The organism is Rhizobium sp. rho-13.1 (assembly GCF_007000305.1).
GTDB lineage: Bacteria > Pseudomonadota > Alphaproteobacteria > Rhizobiales > Rhizobiaceae > Rhizobium > Rhizobium rhododendri.
In genome coordinates, this window is sequence record NZ_SCFL01000001.1 from 247,070 (window position 1) to 264,464 (window position 17,395).

The following is a 17,395-nucleotide window of genomic DNA, read 5'->3' on the forward strand; positions in this document are numbered from 1 at the left end:
GTATCGAAGCTGTCTGAAGGTTGATGCACTCACAGTGTGCCGACTCCTGGCCAACTCGACGTTGTGACGGGTAGGTTACCCTCCTGGTCGCAGATTGCCGAATGCTGTGTCCTGCAAACCCGGTTTATCCAGTGGGCCAAGCGCTTCCGAGCGCCGGTGCAGGGAGACGAATGTATGAACGAGGACGCTGTAGCGCCGTCTGTCAGCGGCCAGGCGATCGTCAAGGTCACCGACCGCCGTGCGAGCTTTGCCTTGCCCGGCCTGATACTGGCAGGCGGAGCCTTGCTCTGCGCCGGCGTGACGCTTTTCATATTGCTCGGCCTGACACCCGTTCCGCCCACCTCCCATGTCGTCGTCGCCTCCGTTATCGTCAATTCGCTGTTCGTCGCGGCGCTGATCATCCTGATCGGTCGCGAAGTCTTCCGGCTTTTCAAGGCGCGTAGCCGTGGTCGTGCCGCAGCCCGCCTGCATATCCGCATCGTCGTGCTGTTCTCCATCGTCGCCATAACGCCAGCCATCCTCGTGGCGATATTTGCCAGCTTGACGCTGAATGTCGGCCTTGATCGTTGGTTCGCGTTACGAACCCAGCAGATCATCCGCTCGTCGCAGAACGTTGCGCAGGCTTATCTCATGGAAAATGCGAGCTACCTGCAGGGGCAGACCGCGTCGATGGGCAACGACCTCGAGCGCAACCACACGCTCTACAGCCTGGACAGGACGGGCTTTGCGGACCTGATGACCCGTCAGGCCAAAGGGCGCGGTCTCCTGGGCGCCTTCCTGGTTCGCGGCGACGGTTCGGCCATCGTCCAGGCTGACATCAAGACGGAGCGGCCGCTGCCGGCCATTCCCAAGGATGCGCTGGAAGCCTCGGCCGGCGGACAGCCGACACTCATTCCCCCGGGCGTGACCAACCTCGTCGGTGCCATCATCAAGCTCGACGAAATTCCCGGCGCTTTCCTGTACACCGTTCGGGCCGTCGATCCGCGCGTGATGAATGCCATGCGCATGGTCGAGGAAAACACCGCCGAGTACAAGGGTATGGAAGAGGGGCGCATGTCCCTCCAGATCGCCTTTGCAGTTCTCTATATCGGCTTTGCCCTGATCGTCCTGCTGGCGGCAATCTGGACCGCCATCGCTGTCGCCGACCGGATCGTCCGGCCGATCCGGCTGTTGATCAGTGCGGCCGACAACGTCGCCTCCGGCAACATGAATGTGCTGGTGCCGGTGCGTGCGGCCGATGGCGACGTCGGCAGCCTGTCGCGGACGTTCAACAAGATGATTTCCGAGATCCGCACCCAGCGTGACGAGATCCTTGAGGCCAAGGACGAGGTCGACGACCGTCGCCGCTTTATCGAGGCCGTATTGTCGGGCGTTACCGCAGCCGTCATCGGCGTCGAGCACGATCGCCGCATCACTATCGTCAACCTTTCCGCAGAAGTGCTGCTGACGCTTTCGAGCAACGAACTGCTGGGCAAGAGCCTTGCCGAGATTGCCCCCGAGGTCGATCAGGTCGTGACGGAAGCGACCGCTCGCCATCGCAATGACTTCCGCAAGCAGATCAGCCTGGTGCGCGGTGGAACCGTCCGCACGTTAAGCGTCCAGGTGACGCGCGAAGAAACGCGCGACATGAAGGAGTCCTATGTCATCACGCTCGATGACATCACCGACCTCGTCATCGCCCAGCGATCGACGGCTTGGGCGGATGTCGCTCGCCGCATTGCCCACGAGATCAAGAACCCGCTGACGCCGATCCAGCTTTCCGCCGAGCGTATCCGCAGGCGCTACGGCAAGCAGATCGACGAGAACGACCGCGCAGTGTTCGACCAGTGCACAGATACGATCATTCGCCAGGTCGGCGACATCGGACGTATGGTCGACGAATTCTCCTCCTTCGCCCGCATGCCAAAGCCTACCATGGAGCCCACGGACCTGCGCAGCATCATCCGCGATGCTGCCTTCCTGCGGGAGATGGGTAACAACCATGTCAAGTTCAAACGCGAACTCGGCAGCGAACCGCTCGTCGGCATGTTCGATACCCGCATGCTCGGACAGGCGTTCGGCAATATCATCAAGAATGCCGTCGAGGCGATCGATGCGGTTGGTGCCGGGGAGGAACGGGGCGAGCCGACCATCCTCGTCCGGGCGTCGCTTGATCGGGAGCGCGACCGCTTCACCGTCGATGTCATCGATAACGGTCGCGGCCTGCCGGTGGAAAACCGCCACAGCATCCTTGAGCCCTATATGACGATGCGGGAAAAGGGCACGGGCCTCGGCCTGGCAATCGTCAAGAAGATTATAGAAGACCATGGCGGGCAGCTCGAACTGCACGATGCTCCCGCCGAATTCGACCAGGGAAGGGGAGCCATGATCCGCGTGCATCTGCCACGCCGCGAACTGGCGACCATCGCTCCCGAGGCAAACGACAAGGAAGCAGCTTATGGCATCTGATATTCTGGTGGTGGACGACGAGGAAGACATTCGCGAGATTGTCTCCGGTATTCTCTCCGACGAGGGCCACGAGACCCGCACGGCGCATGACAGCGACAGTGCGCTCGCGACCATCGCCGAGCGCGTGCCGCGCCTGATATTTCTCGATATCTGGATGCAGGGCAGCAAGCTCGACGGGCTGGCGCTGCTGGACGAGATCAAGATACGTCACCCGGATTTGCCGGTGGTGATGATTTCGGGTCATGGCAACGTCGAGACAGCCGTTTCCGCCATCAAGCGCGGTGCCTTCGATTTTATCGAGAAGCCCTTCAAGGCCGACCGTCTTATCCTGATCGCCGAGCGGGCGCTCGAAAACTCCAAGCTCAAGAAGGAAGTGGTCGACCTGAAGCGGCGCACAGGCGACACGATCGAGCTGATCGGTACTTCGGTCGCGGTGTCGCAGTTGCGCCAGACCATCGACAAGGTGGCGCCGACCAACAGCCGCGTCATGATCTTCGGCCCGTCCGGCTCCGGCAAGGAGCTGGTGGCGCGCATGGTGCACAAGAAGTCGACCCGCGCCAACGGCCCGTTCGTCGCCCTCAACGCGGCCAATATCACGCCGGACCGCATGGAAGTGGCGCTGTTCGGCACAGAGGGATCTCCGGGGCAGGCACGCAAGATCGGCGCCCTCGAGGAAGCCCATCGCGGGATGCTCTATCTGGACGAAGTCGGCGAAATGCCGCGCGAGACGCAGAACAAGATCCTGCGGGTGCTGGTGGACCAGCAGTTCGAGCGCGTCGGCGGCTCCAAGCGCGTCAAGGTCGACGTCCGTATCATCTCGTCGACGGCTTACAATCTCGAAAGCAGGATCGCTGAAAACCTCTTCCGCGAGGATCTCTATCACCGGCTGGCCGTGGTGCCTGTCCGCGTCCCGGCGCTTGCCGAGCGTCGCGAGGACATTCCGTTCCTGGTAGACCAGCTGATGCGGCAGATCTCCGAGCAGGCCGGTATCCGCCAGCGCCGCATCGGCGACGACGCCATGGCGGTGCTGCAGGCTCATGACTGGCCAGGCAATATTCGCCAACTGCGCAACAATATCGAGCGGCTGATGATTCTCGCCCGCACCGACGGACCGGACACACCGATCACCGCCGAGATGCTGCCGACCGATCTGGGCGATATGCTGCCGAAGGTGTCGGCGCAGAACGACTATCACATCATGACGTTGCCTCTGCGCGAGGCCCGCGAAATGTTCGAACGCGATTACCTGATCGCCCAGATCAACCGTTTCGGCGGCAACATCTCGCGGACTGCCGAGTTCGTCGGCATGGAGCGATCGGCGCTGCATCGCAAGCTGAAGTCGCTGGGCGTGTGAGTCGCCGGGCCGGCGGACGATAGCCGGCTGGGCCACATGCTTCGAGGGAAGGATGTGATTTTATCGGTCTCCGGCGGGATATATAAGCAATTGCCAGCGGTTAGGGAGGTGACATTTGCCGAAATTCCGGCATAGCCTTTTCGACATTGCGGAAAAGACTGCGATTTGATACCAAGATTTGCTGGAGGAGAGGCGAGGGTATCTCCTGCCGCATCCCATAGTCTATGATGATATTGCACCGGCTGAAATGGTCGGCAAGAAAGAAAGAAGCGGCGCCATGGCGGAACGTTCTCAGAATTTGCAGGACTTATTTCTCAATACGGTTCGCAAACAAAAGATTTCACTGACGATTTTTTTGATTAACGGTGTAAAACTCACGGGCGTTGTTACGTCCTTCGACAATTTCTGCGTCCTGTTGCGTCGTGACGGCCATTCTCAGCTTGTCTACAAGCACGCTATCTCTACGATCATGCCAGGCCAGCCCATGCAAATGTTCGAAAGCGAAGAAGCCGCTTCCTGACTGCATCCCCGATAGGATTTCTGACATCACAACACGCGATACCAAAAATGACAGCATCATCCCGGAAGCTGAAAAGCACAGGGATGACATGCGGGCCGTCGTCATCGTTCCTGTTCTGAAACAGGCGCGCGGCAGGGCTTCCAAACCCGACGGCACCGTTACCACGACACGCACGCCGGAAAGCCGGCTGGAGGAAGGCAGGGGTCTGGCCCATGCCATCGACCTCGAAGTCATGTATGGCGCCATTGTCCCCGTCAACGAACCCCGTCCCGGGACGTTGCTCGGCAGCGGCAAGATCGAGGAGATCGGCGCGCTACTCGACGAGTTCAATGCGGGCCTGGTCATCGTCGACCATCCGCTGACGCCCGTGCAGCAGCGCAATCTCGAGAAGGAATGGGGCGCCAAGGTCATCGACCGGACGGGCCTGATCCTGGAAATCTTCGGCCGCCGCGCCTCCACCAAGGAAGGTACGCTGCAGGTCGATCTTGCCCATCTCAATTACCAGAAGGGCCGCCTGGTCCGCAGCTGGACCCACCTTGAACGCCAGCGCGGCGGCGCGGGCTTCATGGGCGGCCCCGGCGAAACCCAGATCGAGGCCGACCGTCGTCAGCTGCAGGACCGGATCATCAAGCTCGAGAAAGAACTCGAGCAGGTGGTGCGGACGCGCCAGCTGCATCGTGCCAAGCGTCGGAAGGTGCCGCATCCGATCGTGGCTCTGGTCGGCTATACCAATGCCGGCAAGTCGACGCTGTTCAACCGCATCACCGGCGCCGGCGTGCTGGCCGAGGACATGCTGTTTGCGACGCTCGACCCGACGCTGCGCCGCATGAAGCTGCCGCAGGGCCGCACCGTCATCATGTCCGACACCGTCGGCTTCATCTCAGACCTGCCCACCCATCTCGTGGCAGCCTTCCGCGCCACGCTGGAAGAGGTGCTCGAGGCAGACCTGATCCTGCACGTGCGCGACATGGCGGATGAGGACAATGCTGCCCAGAGCGTCGACGTAATGCGCATCCTGGCCGACCTCGGTATCGACGAGGCCGAGGGCGAAAAGCGCATCATCGAGGTCTGGAACAAGATCGACCGGCTCGAGCCCGAAGCCCATGACGCGATGATGCAGAAGGCCTCGACGGCGAAAAACGTCATCGCCGTGTCGGCGATCACCGGCGAGGGCGTCGAGACGCTGATGGACGAGATCAGCGGCCGGCTCTCGGGCGTGCTGGTCGAGGCAACGATCACGCTGCCGCTCGACAAGCTGGCCCTTTTGCCCTGGCTCTACAGCCACGGCATCGTCGACGGCCGCGAGGATCATGAGGACGGTACGGTGTCTCTCGACGTCCGCCTTTCGGAAGCCGAAACCGCCGAGCTGGAACGGCGCATGGGCAACGGTCAGAAGGCGCAAAACGCCGACTGGTGAACTATTCGGGACGGCAGCTCAAGTCAGCTGCCGCTCGATTGCCTTCGCGGCTTCCCAGAGTTCTTCCATTCTCTCCAGGGTCGCTGCTTCCAGCGTTTCGCCTTCTGCCTGAAGCGTGCGCTCGATATGGCCGAAGCGGCGGCGGAATTTCGCGTTTGTGCCGCGCAGCGCCTGCTCCGGATCGGCATCGACATGCCGACCGACATTGACGACGGCAAAGATGAGATCGCCCAGCTCGTCGCGGACCTTGGCCTGATCGCCCTCTTTCAGCGCCTCTCGCAATTCAGCAATTTCCTCCTCGATCTTGTCGAGGATAGGTTCTGCCGTGGACCAGTCGAAGCCGACCTTGGCGGAGCGCTCCTGCAGCTTGAGGGCTTCCGTCAGTGCCGGAAAGCTGCGCTGCACCGAACCGAGATAGCCGGCGTCCGGATCGGCCTTCGATCCGCGCTTGGCGCGCCGTTCTGCCCGGAGCCGCTTTTCCTCAGTCTTAATCTGATCCCACTGCAGCTTTACGGCGCCGGGCGTGGACGCGTCGGACACGGCAAAGACATGCGGATGGCGCCGCACCATCTTGGCCGTGATGGCTTCGACCACGTCGCCGAACGAAAACTCACCGGCTTCTTCCGCCATGCGGGCGTGAAACACCACTTGCAGCAGGAGGTCGCCGAGCTCGTCGCAGAGATCGTCCATGTCGTTGCGCTCGATTGCGTCCGACACTTCGTAGGCCTCTTCGATGGTATAGGGCTTGATGCTTTCGAACGTCTGGACGATATCCCAGGGGCAGCCAGTTTGCGGATCGCGCAGTGCTGCCATGATCTCGATCAGGCGCGAAATGTCCTTGGAAGCTTCCATCACGATGTCTCGGTCACTTTCGGTCGTCAGTTGAGGGGAATGGCGTTGTCGTCTTTCGTCGCCTGATAGCTGTCCGAAAGTTGATCGTAGACGGCTTTGATCCGCGCTGTCTGTGCCTCGAGCGCCGCCTTGGCTGGCTCCGCTTCGATGGCGACGAGGTCGGCGATGGCGAAGGATTTCCAGAAGGCGTTCTGTTTGCGGTAACCGCCGGGCTCGAGACCGAAAACTTCGCTCAGGATTTTTAGGTCGTGGGGAATGGCGAAGGCATCGCGCGAATCCTCGTGGCTGAAGAAATAGTAGAAATTGTCGAACCCCGCCCAGGTGATTGCCGACATGCACATGCTGCAGGGTTCGTGAGTCGACAGGAAGATCAGCTCCTTGGTATCGGGCGTTTCGCCCATCTCGTAGAACCGCTTTAGCGTGTGCACCTCGCCGTGCCAGAGCGGGTTTTCCATCTCGTTGTTGGTGGCGGCAACGACGAGCGATAGGTCAGACTTGCGCAGGATGGCCGCGCCAAAGACCTTGTTGCCGTCGGCAACGCCTTTTTCCGTCAGGGGAAGGATGCTCTGCTCGATGACATCGAGGAGACGGGCGACGATATTTGATGGCACGCGGGGGATCTCCTTGGACGAGGTTTCCTGACCTTAGCCGCACAAAACCCCCGGATGAAAGCGAAAATGGCGAATGGACATTCTTTGTCACAGAGAATAAAAATCGCCGATCTGGTCAGGGTGGCCGGTGAGTTTTACTCCAAGGCGGTGCTTGTCTGGTAAAAGAATACGCAGGGCTTCCGCTATTGGAATTTCTGTTTCTTCAATTTCCCGCTGACAAGAGCCATATTCGGGCACTCTCGAAGTGGATTGATAATGCTTTCCTGGAATGAGCAGCTTTCAGTGTTTCCGGCTTTCATGCGCGTGGAAGGACGGATTGCAGCCGTATTCGGCAACGGTGACGAGGCTTTCGCCAAGGCGAGGCTTCTATCGAACACCCGTGCCAAGATCGTCGCCTATGCCGACGATCCGGCAGATGACTACGCCGCCTTTCTCGAATCGAACGGCATCGAAACCCATCGGAAGCCCTTTTCGCCAGAATTGATGGAGGGGGCCGTGCTCGTCTTTGCGGCCACCGGCGACGGCGCGCTCGACAGGCACATCGCGGAAGCTGCGCGCGCGGCCCGAATTGTGGTCAACGCCGTCGATCAGCCGGATCAATGCGACTTCTATACGCCGGCCATCGTCAATCGCGCTCCGCTTGCCGTTGCTATAGGCACGGAAGGTGCGGGTCCGGTGCTGGCGCAGATGGTCCGTGCCCAGGTCGATCAATTGCTCTCTCCATCTCTCGGCCGGCTTGCGCAACTGGCGATCAGCTATCGCAAGGCTGTGGAGGAACGCATACCGAAGGGTGTGGCACGCCGCATCTTCTGGCGGCGCTTCTTTTCAGGCGGCGTCGCCGATGCCATGGTCACCGGCGATGTCACGCAGGCACAGCATGTTGCAGACGGGCTGCTCGCACAATCCGGGCGTGCAGAGGGGCACGTCTGGCTGGTTGGCGCAGGACCCGGTGCCGAAGACCTGCTGACGCTGCGAGCCCAGCGGGTGATGATGGAAGCCGACGTGCTGGTCTATGACGCACTTGTTCCGCAGGCCATCGTCGACATGGGCCGCCGCGATGCCGAGCGCCTGTCGGTGGGCAAGCGCAAGGGCTGCCATTCGAAGTCGCAAGCCGAAATCAACGACCTGCTGGTACAGCTCGGCCGCGATGGCAAGCGGGTCGTGCGCCTGAAATCGGGCGATCCGCTGATCTACGGGCGTGCTGCCGAGGAAATGGCCGCACTTCGGGCAGCTGGCATATCCTATGAAATTGTTCCCGGCATTACCTCTGCGCTCGCTGCGGCCGCGGATTTCCAGCTGCCGCTGACATTGCGCGGCGTCGCCTCGTCGCTGGTTTTCACGACAGGCCACGACCTTACCGGCGACGCCTTGCCGGATTGGGCAAGCCTGGCGATATCGGGCGCCACTATCGCCGTCTACATGGGACGTACCGTGGCCGCCTCGGTCGCCGGCCGGCTGATGGAAGCCGGACTTCCGGCGGAGACGACGGTCGCCGTCATTGAGAACGCCAGCCGTGCCGATCGCCGCCTGTTGCACGGCACGCTGAAGGATCTTCCGGATCTGGAGTTCCGCGACGAACTCACCGGTCCGGTCATGGTCATCATCGGCGAAGCCGTGGCGGGCGCCAATTTCGATCACTCCGAGCCGCTGGTGCACCAGCAGTCCGTGGCTCAAGAACGTGCAAGGAACTGAGATGGCAGACAAGGTCCTGACCGCTAACCGCCTGACGGACGGCATTTCCGTCTGGCTTGACGCCAACGGCCAGTGGGCCACGTCTTTGCAGGAAGCGCTTGTCGCGCGCCATGCCGAGGCTGTGGCTGCCCTCGAGGCGATTGGCAAACAGTCCTATGCGGATAACAAGGTCGTTGACGTCAATCTCATCGACGTTCAAGAAACGGACGGTGTCCTGTGGCCGTTGCGTCTTCGCGAGCGCATCCGCGCCGAGGGCCCGACCATGGAATACGCACCGGGCTATCCGGTCGCCGATCCCAAATTCATTGATGCCTGAGGAAGACGATGTATCGCTACGACGAATTTGACCATGCCTTTGTCGCCGAACGCGTCGCCCAGTTTCGCGATCAGGTCGAGCGCCGGCTCTCCGGCGAACTGTCCGAGGATGCCTTCAAGCCGCTGCGCCTGATGAACGGCGTATATCTGCAGCTCCACGCGTACATGCTGCGCATCGCCATTCCCTACGGCACGCTTAGCTCCAAGCAGATGCGTATGCTGGCGCATGTGGCGCGCACCTATGACCGCGGTTACGGCCACTTCACCACGCGCCAGAACCTGCAGTTCAACTGGCCGAAGCTTTCCGACATGCCGGCGGTTCTCGACGACCTGTCGAAGGTCGAGATGCATGCCATCCAGACATCTGGCAACTGTATTCGCAACGTCACCGCAGACCATTTTGCCGGCGCCGCGGCCGACGAAGTTGCCGATCCGCGCCCCTATGCCGAAATCCTGCGCCAGTGGTCGTCCGTTCATCCGGAATTCTCGCTGCTGCCGCGCAAGTTCAAGATTGCCGTCACCGGCGCCGAGCGCGACCGTGCCGCCATCCAGGTGCACGACATCGGCCTGCACCTGAAGAAGAACGACAAGGGTGAGATCGGTTTTGCCGTCTATGTCGGCGGTGGCCAGGGTCGCACGCCGATGATCGCCAAGCTGATCCGCGAATTCCTGCCGGAAGAGGATCTGCTGTCCTACACGACGGCTATCATGCGCGTGTACAATCTGCACGGCCGCCGCGACAACAAGTATAAGGCGCGCATCAAGATCCTGGTGCACGAGACCGGTGCCGAGGAGCTCGCCCGCCAGGTGGAGGTCGAGTTCGCGCAGCTGAAGGACACGGAACTGAGATTGCCGGAGGCCGACGTCCAGGCAATAACATCCTATTTCGCACTGCCTGACATGCCGGAGCGTCCCGAAGGCTGGGAAAGCCTGGCGCGTTGGAAGAAGGCCGATCCGGATTTTGCCCGCTGGGTCCAGCAAAACGTCCAGCCGCACAAGAACCCCGACTATGGCATGGTGACGATCTCCCTGAAGCCGATCGGCGGCATACCGGGCGATGCGACCGATGCGCAGATGGAAATCGTCGCCGACATCGCCGAGGAATTCGCCTTCGACGAGATCCGCGTCAGCCATGAGCAGAACCTCATTCTGCCGCACGTGGCACTGGCGGATCTGGAATCGGTCTATCGCCGACTGCAGGGCACCGGTCTCGAAACGGCCAATGCCGGGTTGATCACCGATATTATTGCCTGTCCCGGGCTGGACTACTGCGCGCTGGCCAATGCCCGTTCGATCCCGCTGGCGCAGGAAATCTCCACGCGCTTCGGCTCGTTCAAGCGTCAGGCGGAAATCGGTGAATTGAAGATCAAGATTTCCGGTTGCATCAACGCCTGCGGCCATCATCATGTCGGTCACATCGGCCTGCTCGGCGTCGAGAAGAAGGGCGCGGAGCTTTACCAGATCACGCTCGGCGGCTCCGGCGACGAAAACACATCCATCGGAGAAATCATCGGTCGCGGTTTCGATCCGGACAAGGTGACCGATGCCATCGAGACGCTGGTCAATACCTATCTCGGTCTGAGGCTGGATCCGTCCGAGATTTTCCTCGCCGCCTACAGGCGTGTCGGGCCGCAGCCCTTCAAGGAAGCGCTCTACGGCTCGGCAGCGGAAGCGGCATAGGGGATGGCCATGACACGTATCTGGAGAGAGACCGGTTTTGTCGACAACGATCCTTGGGTCGCCGAAACCGAAGAAGTCCAAGCAACGGAAAGCCAGACCCGGCTGCTCGACATCGACACGTTGGTGGCACGCGCCGAGGAAAGCAATGACGTCGGTCTCGGCGTGCTGTTGAAGCCTGCCGACGACGTCCTGCGGCTGGAGCCCTATCTCGATCGTCTTGCCATCGTCGCCGTATCGTTTCCGGCTTTCAACGATGGTCGTGGGTTCAGCCAGGCCTCGCTGCTTCGCCAGAGGCTCGGCTACGCCGGCGAGGTTCGCGCCATGGGAGACGTGCTGATCGACCAGGTGCCGCTGATGCTGCGCTGCGGTTTCGACAGCTTTTCCGTGACCAATGCGACGGCCTTGAAGCGCCTTTCGGAAAATAGGCTGCCCGGGATCCAGTACCACTACCAGCCGACGGCCCAGCCGGCAGAGGCAGGGCAGGGTTACAGCTGGCGCCGGATCTCGCCGAAGACGGCCTGATACTGGTTGCGCTTGACCGCATCGCGGTGTCCTGCAGGCTTGAAACTTGACTAGTAGGTGCATATTTCCGCTCCTCGCTGCATTGCGGAACGGCATGCCTTCAAATTGCGGGCATTGTGGAATATCAGCCTGCGATCGATAGAAGTCGCACACGCATTATGGGATCTGAAATCGCATGAACGCCCCCACGACGACAGATGAGTTTGCATCGACCGTACCCGCCGGCGTTTTCGCCGAGACGGTTTTGAGTGTCACCCACTATACCGATCGCCTTTTCCGCTTCACTATGACGAGACCGCAAGGTTTCCGCTTTCGCTCGGGCGAGTTCGCGATGATCGGTCTGATGGTCGACGGCAAGCCGATTTACCGCGCCTATTCGATCGCCAGCCCGGCCTGGGCCGACGAACTCGAATTCTTCTCCATCAAGGTACCGGACGGTCCCCTGACGTCGCACCTGCAGGGCATCAAGCCTGGCGATCAGGTGCTCATGCGCAAGAAGCCCACGGGTACGCTGGTGCTTGATGCGCTCACCCCCGGAAAACGCCTCTATATGTTTTCCACCGGTACCGGCATCGCGCCGTTCGCCAGCCTTATCCGCGACCCAGAGACCTACGAGAAGTTCGACGAAGTCATCCTGACGCACACCTGCCGCGAAATCTCCGAGCTGAAATATGGATTCGATCTCGTCCACGAGATCCAGCACGACGAGTTGCTGAGCGAGATCGTCGGGTCGAAGCTTCGCCACTATGCGACTGTTACACGCGAGGATTTCGAGTATCGCGGCCGGATCACGGATCTCATCTCCTCCGGCAAGCTGTTCACCGATCTTGGCGTCCCGCCCATCGATCCCGCCATCGACCGCGGAATGATTTGCGGGTCTTCAGAGATGCTGAAAGAGACGAAGGAAATCCTGGAGAAGGCCGGTCTCGACGAAGGCGCCAACAACAAGCCGGGCGAGTTCGTCATCGAACGGGCATTCGTCGGGTGATCGTGGCCTAACCGCACAGCAAAAGGGCCGTGCGACGAACACACGGCCCTTTCTAGGACGCAAAACGCTATACGTTCAATCCCTTAGCGATCTACCGTCGTATCGGTTGCCGGCGGCCGTCTCTTGGCCGCCATGAGCAGGTCTAGTTCTGTCGAAGAAGGACCGAACTTGGTGAAGAGGCGCTCAGCCTCTTCTGCTTCGAGACTGTATTTCTCCGCAAACTCGCCGACGCTGTAAGGACGACCCCGGCTGACTTTGCGGTTGGTTGAAGCGATCGATATTTCCGTCATTTCGTTCTCCCCACAAAACGAAGTGCGTCAGGTTAGCGGCGAATAAGACGTCCGACGGCGATCAGGATGCAGGCGCCGATGAAGCCAGCGATCAGGTATGCAATCCAGCCGGTGCCGAGGCTGATGTGAAGTGCGCCGAGGATAAAGTTGGCGACGATAGCGCCGACGATACCGAGAATGATGTTCATGATGATGCCGGTGTTGCTTTTCATGAACATTTCGGCCAGCCAGCCTGCGAGGCCACCGATAACAATTGCTGCGATCCAACCAATTTGTGCGTCTTGCATAATATTCTCTCCGGTTAAGTAAAATCCCACGTAAAATGCACTTCACGCAGATTTGTTCCACGAGCGGCGTGAATTAAATGCGCCAATTCAACTCGGTAGCCGAAGATATTTGCTGCAGCGCAAACGCCGATGCGGTCAACGCTTTGTTTGGTAGACTTGGCAATCGATATTGAGGTGATCAATTTGGATCGGGAGATCGCTTCGTCACCTGCCTCGGCGATCAAGCGATTTGCTATGTCTCGGGAATGGAAAAATATTGAAGTGGTGGGCGGGATGGGACTCGAACCCATGACCATTCGATTAAAAGTCGAATGCTCTACCAGCTGAGCTACCCGCCCCACCGTTGGCCTTGGGTCTCTGAAACGACCCTGCCGGAAGTGCGCGGAACATAGGCAGACGTCCCGATGCGGTCAACCCGGAAAATCGTGCTTTTTCGTCGCACAAACCGGTTTTCTTCTGCCTTCCTCAAAAGGTGATTGGCTTTGGCGGAATGCCGGCGATAGGTAGGCGATCTCGCTGGATCTGGAGTGTTTCGTGTCGATTGCCGATATTTCGCTGCTCAGTGCTCTGCTGGCCGGTGCGTTGTCCTTCCTGTCGCCTTGCGTCCTGCCGCTGGTGCCGCCTTACCTCTGCTACATGGCGGGTATCTCGGTGGAGCAGTTTCGTGGCGGTAACGCAGTGGTCACGGATCGATCGCAGGTGCGCGGCGGCGTGCTGCTTTCGGCGCTGTTCTTCACGCTGGGTTTTTCCACCGTCTTCGTGGCGCTCGGTGCCGGGGCCTCGACTATCGGCCTGATGCTGCGCCAGCATCTCGATCTGCTGGCCCAGGTCGGCGGTTTCATCATCATTGTCATGGGGCTGAATTTCCTTGGCATCTTGCGGTTCGGCCTGCTGTCGCGTGAGGCGCGGTTCCAGGGAGGCGGCAAGCCTGCGACCTGGACCGGCGCCTATATCATGGGTCTGGCCTTTGCCTTCGGCTGGACGCCGTGCATCGGCCCGGTGCTGGGCGCTATCCTCGGAGTTGCCGCCTCGCGTGAAACCGTAGGTGCCGGAGCAGGGCTGTTGGCCGTCTATTCGCTGGGCCTTGCCGTGCCGTTCTGGATTGCCGCCGGATTTTCGGGCGCCTTCATGGGCTTTCTAGCCCGCTTCCGCCGTCATCTCGGCCTGGTCGAAAAGGTGATGGGGGCGTTCCTGGTGCTGACCGGGCTGGCCTTCATGTTCGGCTTCGTCAGTCAAGCCGCGATCTGGTTCCAGCAGACCTTTCCCATCCTCATGCAAATCGGGTAGCAAGGCGAACTAATATTCTCCTGCTTTTCGAATCGGAAATGCCTGATGGCTGACATTGTCGGTCTGCTTTTACCGTTTTTCGGCCTGATCCTGATCGGTGCGATCGCGGCGCGCATTACGAAGCAGCCGGCCGAGGCTCTTGGCTGGCTCAACACCTTCATCGTCTATGCTGCTCTGCCGGCGCTTTTCTTCAAATTGGTGTCGCAGACGCCGATCGAGCAATTGACGCGCCTGGGCTTCATCGGCACCGATCTGGCGGCGACCTATTCCATCTTTGTCCTGCTGCTCATCGTCGGGCGGTTCGTGCGACGAAACTCGTTGCCGGAAAGTACGATGCAGGCCTTTGCCGGGGCCTATGGCAATATCGGCTATATGGGGCCGGCCCTGGCGCTGCTGGCCTTTGGCGAGAAGGCTGCAGTGCCGGTGGCGCTGATCGTCTGCCTGGAGAATGCGCTACATTTCATCGTTGCACCGGCGCTGATGGCAATCGAGGGAAAGGACAAAAGGACGAAGGCGCGTCTTGCTTGCGACGTCGCGCGAAAGGTCCTGTTTCACCCCTTCATCCTGTCCACGGCGCTCGGGTTTGTCGCTGCCGCAACCGCTGTAGATCAGCCATTGGCGTTCCGCCGGTTCGTCGACTATCTCGCGCAGGCTGCAGCGCCTTGCGCCCTGTTTGCGATGGGGGTCACCCTTGCGTTGCGGCCACTGCGGCGTATTCCGGCAGAGATCGGCTACATCGTGCCAGCCAAGCTCATTCTTCACCCGCTTGTCGTCTACCTGGCACTGGAGGCGGTCGGCGGCATAGAGCCGATCTGGATCTATTCCGCCGTACTGCTCGCCGCGTTACCGACTGCCACGAATGTCTTCGTCATGAGCCAGCAATACGGTGTCTGGCAGGAGCGTGCGTCGGCGACCATCCTTATCAGCACGGCGGCCTCGATCGTCACGGTGTCGGCGATCCTCTATATGATCCGCTCAGGAAGCCTGCCGGCGCAGCTTTTCCATTAGGAACGTGGGGATAAAGCGCAAGCCTTTACCGGGCTCGATGCCTTCGCGCATGACGATGTTGCGCAGTGGCGTCAGCGAGGCGAGCACATGCAATCCCGCTGCTCGAAGCACTTGTACCGGCAGGAAATCCGACAGAAGAGAACGGTTGAGCAAATCGACGCTTGCTGTCCGGCTGAGGATATCGGCACGCCGCTTGCGGTCGAAGCGATCGCCTGAAAGCGGTGAAATTGCCTCCTGCGGATTGTCGCAAAGAATGTCGGTGAGCGCCATGATATCGCGCAGGCTGAGGTTGAGGCCTTGCGCGCCGATGGGCGGGAACACATGGGCTGCTTCGCCGATCAGCGCCGCGCGACCCTTGCCGAAATGCGCAGCGGTCATCCCGGAAAGTGGCCACACCTGCACGCCGTCCGCGACCGTCACCTTGCCCAGCAGCGACTGCATCCGTTCCTCGACGAGGACGCTAAGATCTTCAGGCGTCCTGGCTGCATTGCGCGCAGCCTCGTCCGGCTTCTGGACCCAGACCAGGCTCGATCGGTTGCCGGGAAGGGGCACCTGCGTGAATGGCCCGCTCTCGGTGTGGAATTCGGTAGAGACGTTACGATGGGGAAGGGAATGCTCGAAATTCAGCACCATCGCAGACTGCGGGTAGGACCAGGTCTTTACCGAGATGTGGGCAGCGTCTCTCACCATCGAACTCCGACCATCGGCGCCGACGACGAAATCGGATCGCACGGTCTCACCGGTGTCGAGCGTCACGATGACACAATCGTCGCGGATGTCGATGCCAGCGGCTGTCGCCTCTACGGACCTGATGTTGCGTTCTTCACTGACGGCCTTGGCAAGTGCGGCCAGCAGCACCGAGTTCGGCATGTTGTACCCAAATGCCTCGAGGCCGATCTCGGCTGAATGGAAAGCGACGGTGGGTGAGCGCAGGAGGCGGGTGGTGCCGTCGATGATCTGCATGGTCGTCAAGGCAGCGGTGGACGGTGCAATCTCCTGCCACACGCCCAGCCTCTCGAGAAAGCGAATCGACTGGTCCATCAAAGCCGTGGTGCGCCGATCGGTTTTCGCCGGCGCCGGCGCGACGAAGGCAACTTGCCTGCCACCGCGGCCAAGCGCAATGGCGGCAATCATGCCAGCAGGGCCACCGCCGACAATCGTGATATCCATCTGCTCCATAGGTCCCGTCCTGTTGTTTCAGGCATCAGAGGTAGTCTCTCGCACCGGCGAAATCCATGGGATGAAATGGCGCAGGCAGCGAAAATCGGCGGGCACAACGGTTATAAATTGTGCTTTTGCGCTGGCAGCGTTGAACAAAGGATGCATATTGGGCAAAACATGCCTGCCGGGACGGGCTGATAGGGTGGCGATACGGGGACGCATGAAAATCTTTAAGTACAGGCGGGTGCCTTATGCGGAGATCCGTGCGTTCTCCGTCCACATCCTGACAGCCTCCGGCTCGTTCCTGGCGTTCCTCGGCGTCGTGGCGGCGGCCGAGCATCGTTTCGTGGTGATGTTCTGGTGGCTCGGGCTGGCACTGCTGGTGGACGGGATAGACGGTCCCATCGCCAGAAAGGTGCGCGTCAAGGAGGTCCTGCCGAACTGGTCGGGCGATACGCTCGACAACATCATCGACTATGTGACCTATGTCCTGCTGCCGGCCTTTGCGCTTTACGAGAGCGGCATGATCGGCGAGCCGCTTTCCTTTGCCGCCGCCGGCATGATCGTCGTCTCGAGCGCGATCTACTACGCCGACACCGGCATGAAGACGGAAGAGTATTTCTTCTCCGGCTTCCCCGTCGTCTGGAACATGGTGATATTCACGCTTTTCGTCATCCAGCCCGGAGCGACGACCGCCATGGTCATCGTCAGTTTCTCGGTCGTGCTGACATTCCTGCCGATCAATTTTCTTCATCCGGTGCGCGTCAAGCGGCTGCGACCGCTCAATCTCTTCGTGTTCCTGCTGTGGTCGGCGCTCGGCATCTATTCGCTGCTGAGGGACTTCGTCATGCCCCAGTGGGCCCTCGTCCTGTTCATCCTGAGCGGCATCTATCTCTATTGCATCGGTGCCGTTCTGCAGTTCTTCCCGTCACTCGGTCGCCGCTGACGGGAAGTTCATCCACA

At 60.5% G+C, this 17,395-nt stretch carries 18 protein-coding genes and 1 tRNA gene; 12 read left to right on the forward strand and 7 right to left on the reverse strand.

All coding sequences use genetic code 11. The annotated features are described in order from the left end of the window. Positions 1 to 174: 174 nt before the first annotated feature. The 4 genes from EQW76_RS01455 to hflX all read left to right on the forward strand — a co-directional run bounded on the left by EQW76_RS01455 (position 175) and on the right by hflX (position 5,739). Positions 175 to 2,448, forward strand: coding sequence for a PAS domain-containing sensor histidine kinase (locus EQW76_RS01455; protein ID WP_142822584.1), 2,274 nt, complete (start codon positions 175 to 177; stop codon positions 2,446 to 2,448). After that, positions 2,438 to 3,802: a sigma-54 dependent transcriptional regulator gene (locus EQW76_RS01460; protein WP_111215576.1), complete on the forward strand. Its 1,365-nt coding sequence runs from the start codon at positions 2,438 to 2,440 to the stop codon at positions 3,800 to 3,802. The genes EQW76_RS01455 and EQW76_RS01460 overlap by 11 nt, the downstream gene beginning before the upstream one ends. 277 nt (positions 3,803 to 4,079) lie before the next feature. Beyond that, on the forward strand, positions 4,080 to 4,322 hold the full coding sequence (hfq, locus tag EQW76_RS01465) for an RNA chaperone Hfq (RefSeq protein WP_003539403.1): 243 nt from the start codon (positions 4,080 to 4,082) through the stop codon (positions 4,320 to 4,322). Positions 4,323 to 4,338: 16 nt separating this feature from the next. Next, the gene (hflX, locus tag EQW76_RS01470) at positions 4,339 to 5,739 is read left to right on the forward strand and encodes a GTPase HflX (protein WP_142823581.1); all 1,401 of its coding nucleotides are present in this window, start codon (positions 4,339 to 4,341) and stop codon (positions 5,737 to 5,739) included. An 18-nt stretch (positions 5,740 to 5,757) separates the two neighbouring features. On the opposite strand, the gene mazG is transcribed toward hflX, so the two are convergent. Both mazG and EQW76_RS01480 read right to left on the reverse strand, forming a co-directional pair. Continuing rightward, on the reverse strand, positions 5,758 to 6,591 hold the full coding sequence (gene mazG / locus EQW76_RS01475; protein ID WP_142822586.1) for a nucleoside triphosphate pyrophosphohydrolase: 834 nt from the start codon (positions 6,589 to 6,591) through the stop codon (positions 5,758 to 5,760). A 26-nt stretch (positions 6,592 to 6,617) separates the two neighbouring features. Then, positions 6,618 to 7,202 (reverse strand): nucleoside deaminase, encoded by a 585-nt coding sequence (locus tag EQW76_RS01480; RefSeq protein WP_142822587.1) that lies wholly within the window; start codon positions 7,200 to 7,202, stop codon positions 6,618 to 6,620. A 255-nt stretch (positions 7,203 to 7,457) separates the two neighbouring features. On the opposite strand from EQW76_RS01480, the gene cysG reads away from it, so the two are divergent. The 5 genes from cysG to EQW76_RS01505 all read left to right on the forward strand — a co-directional run bounded on the left by cysG (position 7,458) and on the right by EQW76_RS01505 (position 12,399). After that, entirely contained in the window at positions 7,458 to 8,894 is a 1,437-nt protein-coding gene (gene cysG, locus EQW76_RS01485) for a siroheme synthase CysG (RefSeq protein ID WP_142822589.1), read from the forward strand. A gap of 1 nt (position 8,895) precedes the next feature. Further along, complete coding sequence (locus tag EQW76_RS01490; RefSeq protein ID WP_142822590.1) at positions 8,896 to 9,210, forward strand: DUF2849 domain-containing protein; 315 nt, start codon at positions 8,896 to 8,898, stop codon at positions 9,208 to 9,210. Positions 9,211 to 9,218: 8 nt separating this feature from the next. Next, a complete protein-coding gene (locus tag EQW76_RS01495; RefSeq protein ID WP_142822592.1) occupies positions 9,219 to 10,889 on the forward strand; it encodes a nitrite/sulfite reductase in 1,671 nt (556 codons plus the stop codon). A gap of 9 nt (positions 10,890 to 10,898) precedes the next feature. Continuing rightward, on the forward strand, positions 10,899 to 11,411 hold the full coding sequence (locus EQW76_RS01500; RefSeq protein WP_142822594.1) for a DUF934 domain-containing protein: 513 nt from the start codon (positions 10,899 to 10,901) through the stop codon (positions 11,409 to 11,411). Positions 11,412 to 11,586: 175 nt separating this feature from the next. Next, positions 11,587 to 12,399: a ferredoxin--NADP reductase gene (locus tag EQW76_RS01505; RefSeq protein WP_142822596.1), complete on the forward strand. Its 813-nt coding sequence runs from the start codon at positions 11,587 to 11,589 to the stop codon at positions 12,397 to 12,399. An 83-nt stretch (positions 12,400 to 12,482) separates the two neighbouring features. Here the strand turns inward: EQW76_RS01505 and EQW76_RS01510 are convergent, their stop codons facing one another. The 4 genes from EQW76_RS01510 to EQW76_RS01525 all read right to left on the reverse strand — a co-directional run bounded on the left by EQW76_RS01510 (position 12,483) and on the right by EQW76_RS01525 (position 13,314). After that, a complete protein-coding gene (locus tag EQW76_RS01510; protein WP_142822598.1) occupies positions 12,483 to 12,689 on the reverse strand; it encodes a hypothetical protein in 207 nt (68 codons plus the stop codon). 32 nt (positions 12,690 to 12,721) lie between these two features. Then, positions 12,722 to 12,976, reverse strand: a complete 255-nt coding sequence (locus EQW76_RS01515; RefSeq protein ID WP_111215590.1) for a GlsB/YeaQ/YmgE family stress response membrane protein — start codon at positions 12,974 to 12,976, stop codon at positions 12,722 to 12,724. A 14-nt stretch (positions 12,977 to 12,990) separates the two neighbouring features. After that, positions 12,991 to 13,200 (reverse strand): hypothetical protein, encoded by a 210-nt coding sequence (locus EQW76_RS01520; protein ID WP_142822600.1) that lies wholly within the window; start codon positions 13,198 to 13,200, stop codon positions 12,991 to 12,993. Positions 13,201 to 13,238: 38 nt separating this feature from the next. Next, a tRNA-Lys gene (locus EQW76_RS01525) sits at positions 13,239 to 13,314 on the reverse strand. A 196-nt stretch (positions 13,315 to 13,510) separates the two neighbouring features. Between EQW76_RS01525 and EQW76_RS01530 the strand changes: the two genes are divergently transcribed. After that, positions 13,511 to 14,263, forward strand: a complete 753-nt coding sequence (locus EQW76_RS01530; protein ID WP_142822601.1) for a cytochrome c biogenesis CcdA family protein — start codon at positions 13,511 to 13,513, stop codon at positions 14,261 to 14,263. Positions 14,264 to 14,308: 45 nt separating this feature from the next. Then, on the forward strand, positions 14,309 to 15,271 hold the full coding sequence (locus tag EQW76_RS01535) for an AEC family transporter (RefSeq protein ID WP_142822603.1): 963 nt from the start codon (positions 14,309 to 14,311) through the stop codon (positions 15,269 to 15,271). Here EQW76_RS01535 and EQW76_RS01540 read toward each other — a convergent pair. After that, entirely contained in the window at positions 15,239 to 16,450 is a 1,212-nt protein-coding gene (locus tag EQW76_RS01540) for a UbiH/UbiF family hydroxylase (protein ID WP_142822604.1), read from the reverse strand. The two genes, EQW76_RS01535 and EQW76_RS01540, sit on opposite strands and share 33 nt — an antisense overlap. Positions 16,451 to 16,652: 202 nt before the next feature. Between EQW76_RS01540 and pcsA the strand changes: the two genes are divergently transcribed. Next, complete coding sequence (gene pcsA / locus EQW76_RS01545; RefSeq protein WP_142822606.1) at positions 16,653 to 17,378, forward strand: phosphatidylcholine synthase; 726 nt, start codon at positions 16,653 to 16,655, stop codon at positions 17,376 to 17,378. The last annotated feature ends 17 nt before the right edge of the window (positions 17,379 to 17,395 follow it).

What these genes read in the sequence shown, in the direction of transcription:
- EQW76_RS01455 (WP_142822584.1), top strand. Translation starts at nt 175, where the DNA reads ATGAACGAGGACGCTGTAGCGCCGTCTGTCAGCGGCCAGGCGATCGTC.
- EQW76_RS01460 (WP_111215576.1), top strand. Translation starts at nt 2,438, where the DNA reads ATGGCATCTGATATTCTGGTGGTGGACGACGAGGAAGACATTCGCGAG.
- hfq (WP_003539403.1), top strand. Translation starts at nt 4,080, where the DNA reads ATGGCGGAACGTTCTCAGAATTTGCAGGACTTATTTCTCAATACGGTT.
- mazG (WP_142822586.1), bottom strand. Translation starts at nt 6,591, where the DNA reads ATGGAAGCTTCCAAGGACATTTCGCGCCTGATCGAGATCATGGCAGCA.
- cysG (WP_142822589.1), top strand. Translation starts at nt 7,458, where the DNA reads ATGCTTTCCTGGAATGAGCAGCTTTCAGTGTTTCCGGCTTTCATGCGC.
- EQW76_RS01490 (WP_142822590.1), top strand. Translation starts at nt 8,896, where the DNA reads ATGGCAGACAAGGTCCTGACCGCTAACCGCCTGACGGACGGCATTTCC.
- EQW76_RS01495 (WP_142822592.1), top strand. Translation starts at nt 9,219, where the DNA reads ATGTATCGCTACGACGAATTTGACCATGCCTTTGTCGCCGAACGCGTC.
- EQW76_RS01500 (WP_142822594.1), top strand. Translation starts at nt 10,899, where the DNA reads ATGACACGTATCTGGAGAGAGACCGGTTTTGTCGACAACGATCCTTGG.
- EQW76_RS01505 (WP_142822596.1), top strand. Translation starts at nt 11,587, where the DNA reads ATGAACGCCCCCACGACGACAGATGAGTTTGCATCGACCGTACCCGCC.
- EQW76_RS01510 (WP_142822598.1), bottom strand. Translation starts at nt 12,689, where the DNA reads ATGACGGAAATATCGATCGCTTCAACCAACCGCAAAGTCAGCCGGGGT.
- EQW76_RS01515 (WP_111215590.1), bottom strand. Translation starts at nt 12,976, where the DNA reads ATGCAAGACGCACAAATTGGTTGGATCGCAGCAATTGTTATCGGTGGC.
- EQW76_RS01535 (WP_142822603.1), top strand. Translation starts at nt 14,309, where the DNA reads ATGGCTGACATTGTCGGTCTGCTTTTACCGTTTTTCGGCCTGATCCTG.
- EQW76_RS01540 (WP_142822604.1), bottom strand. Translation starts at nt 16,450, where the DNA reads ATGGAGCAGATGGATATCACGATTGTCGGCGGTGGCCCTGCTGGCATG.
- pcsA (WP_142822606.1), top strand. Translation starts at nt 16,653, where the DNA reads ATGAAAATCTTTAAGTACAGGCGGGTGCCTTATGCGGAGATCCGTGCG.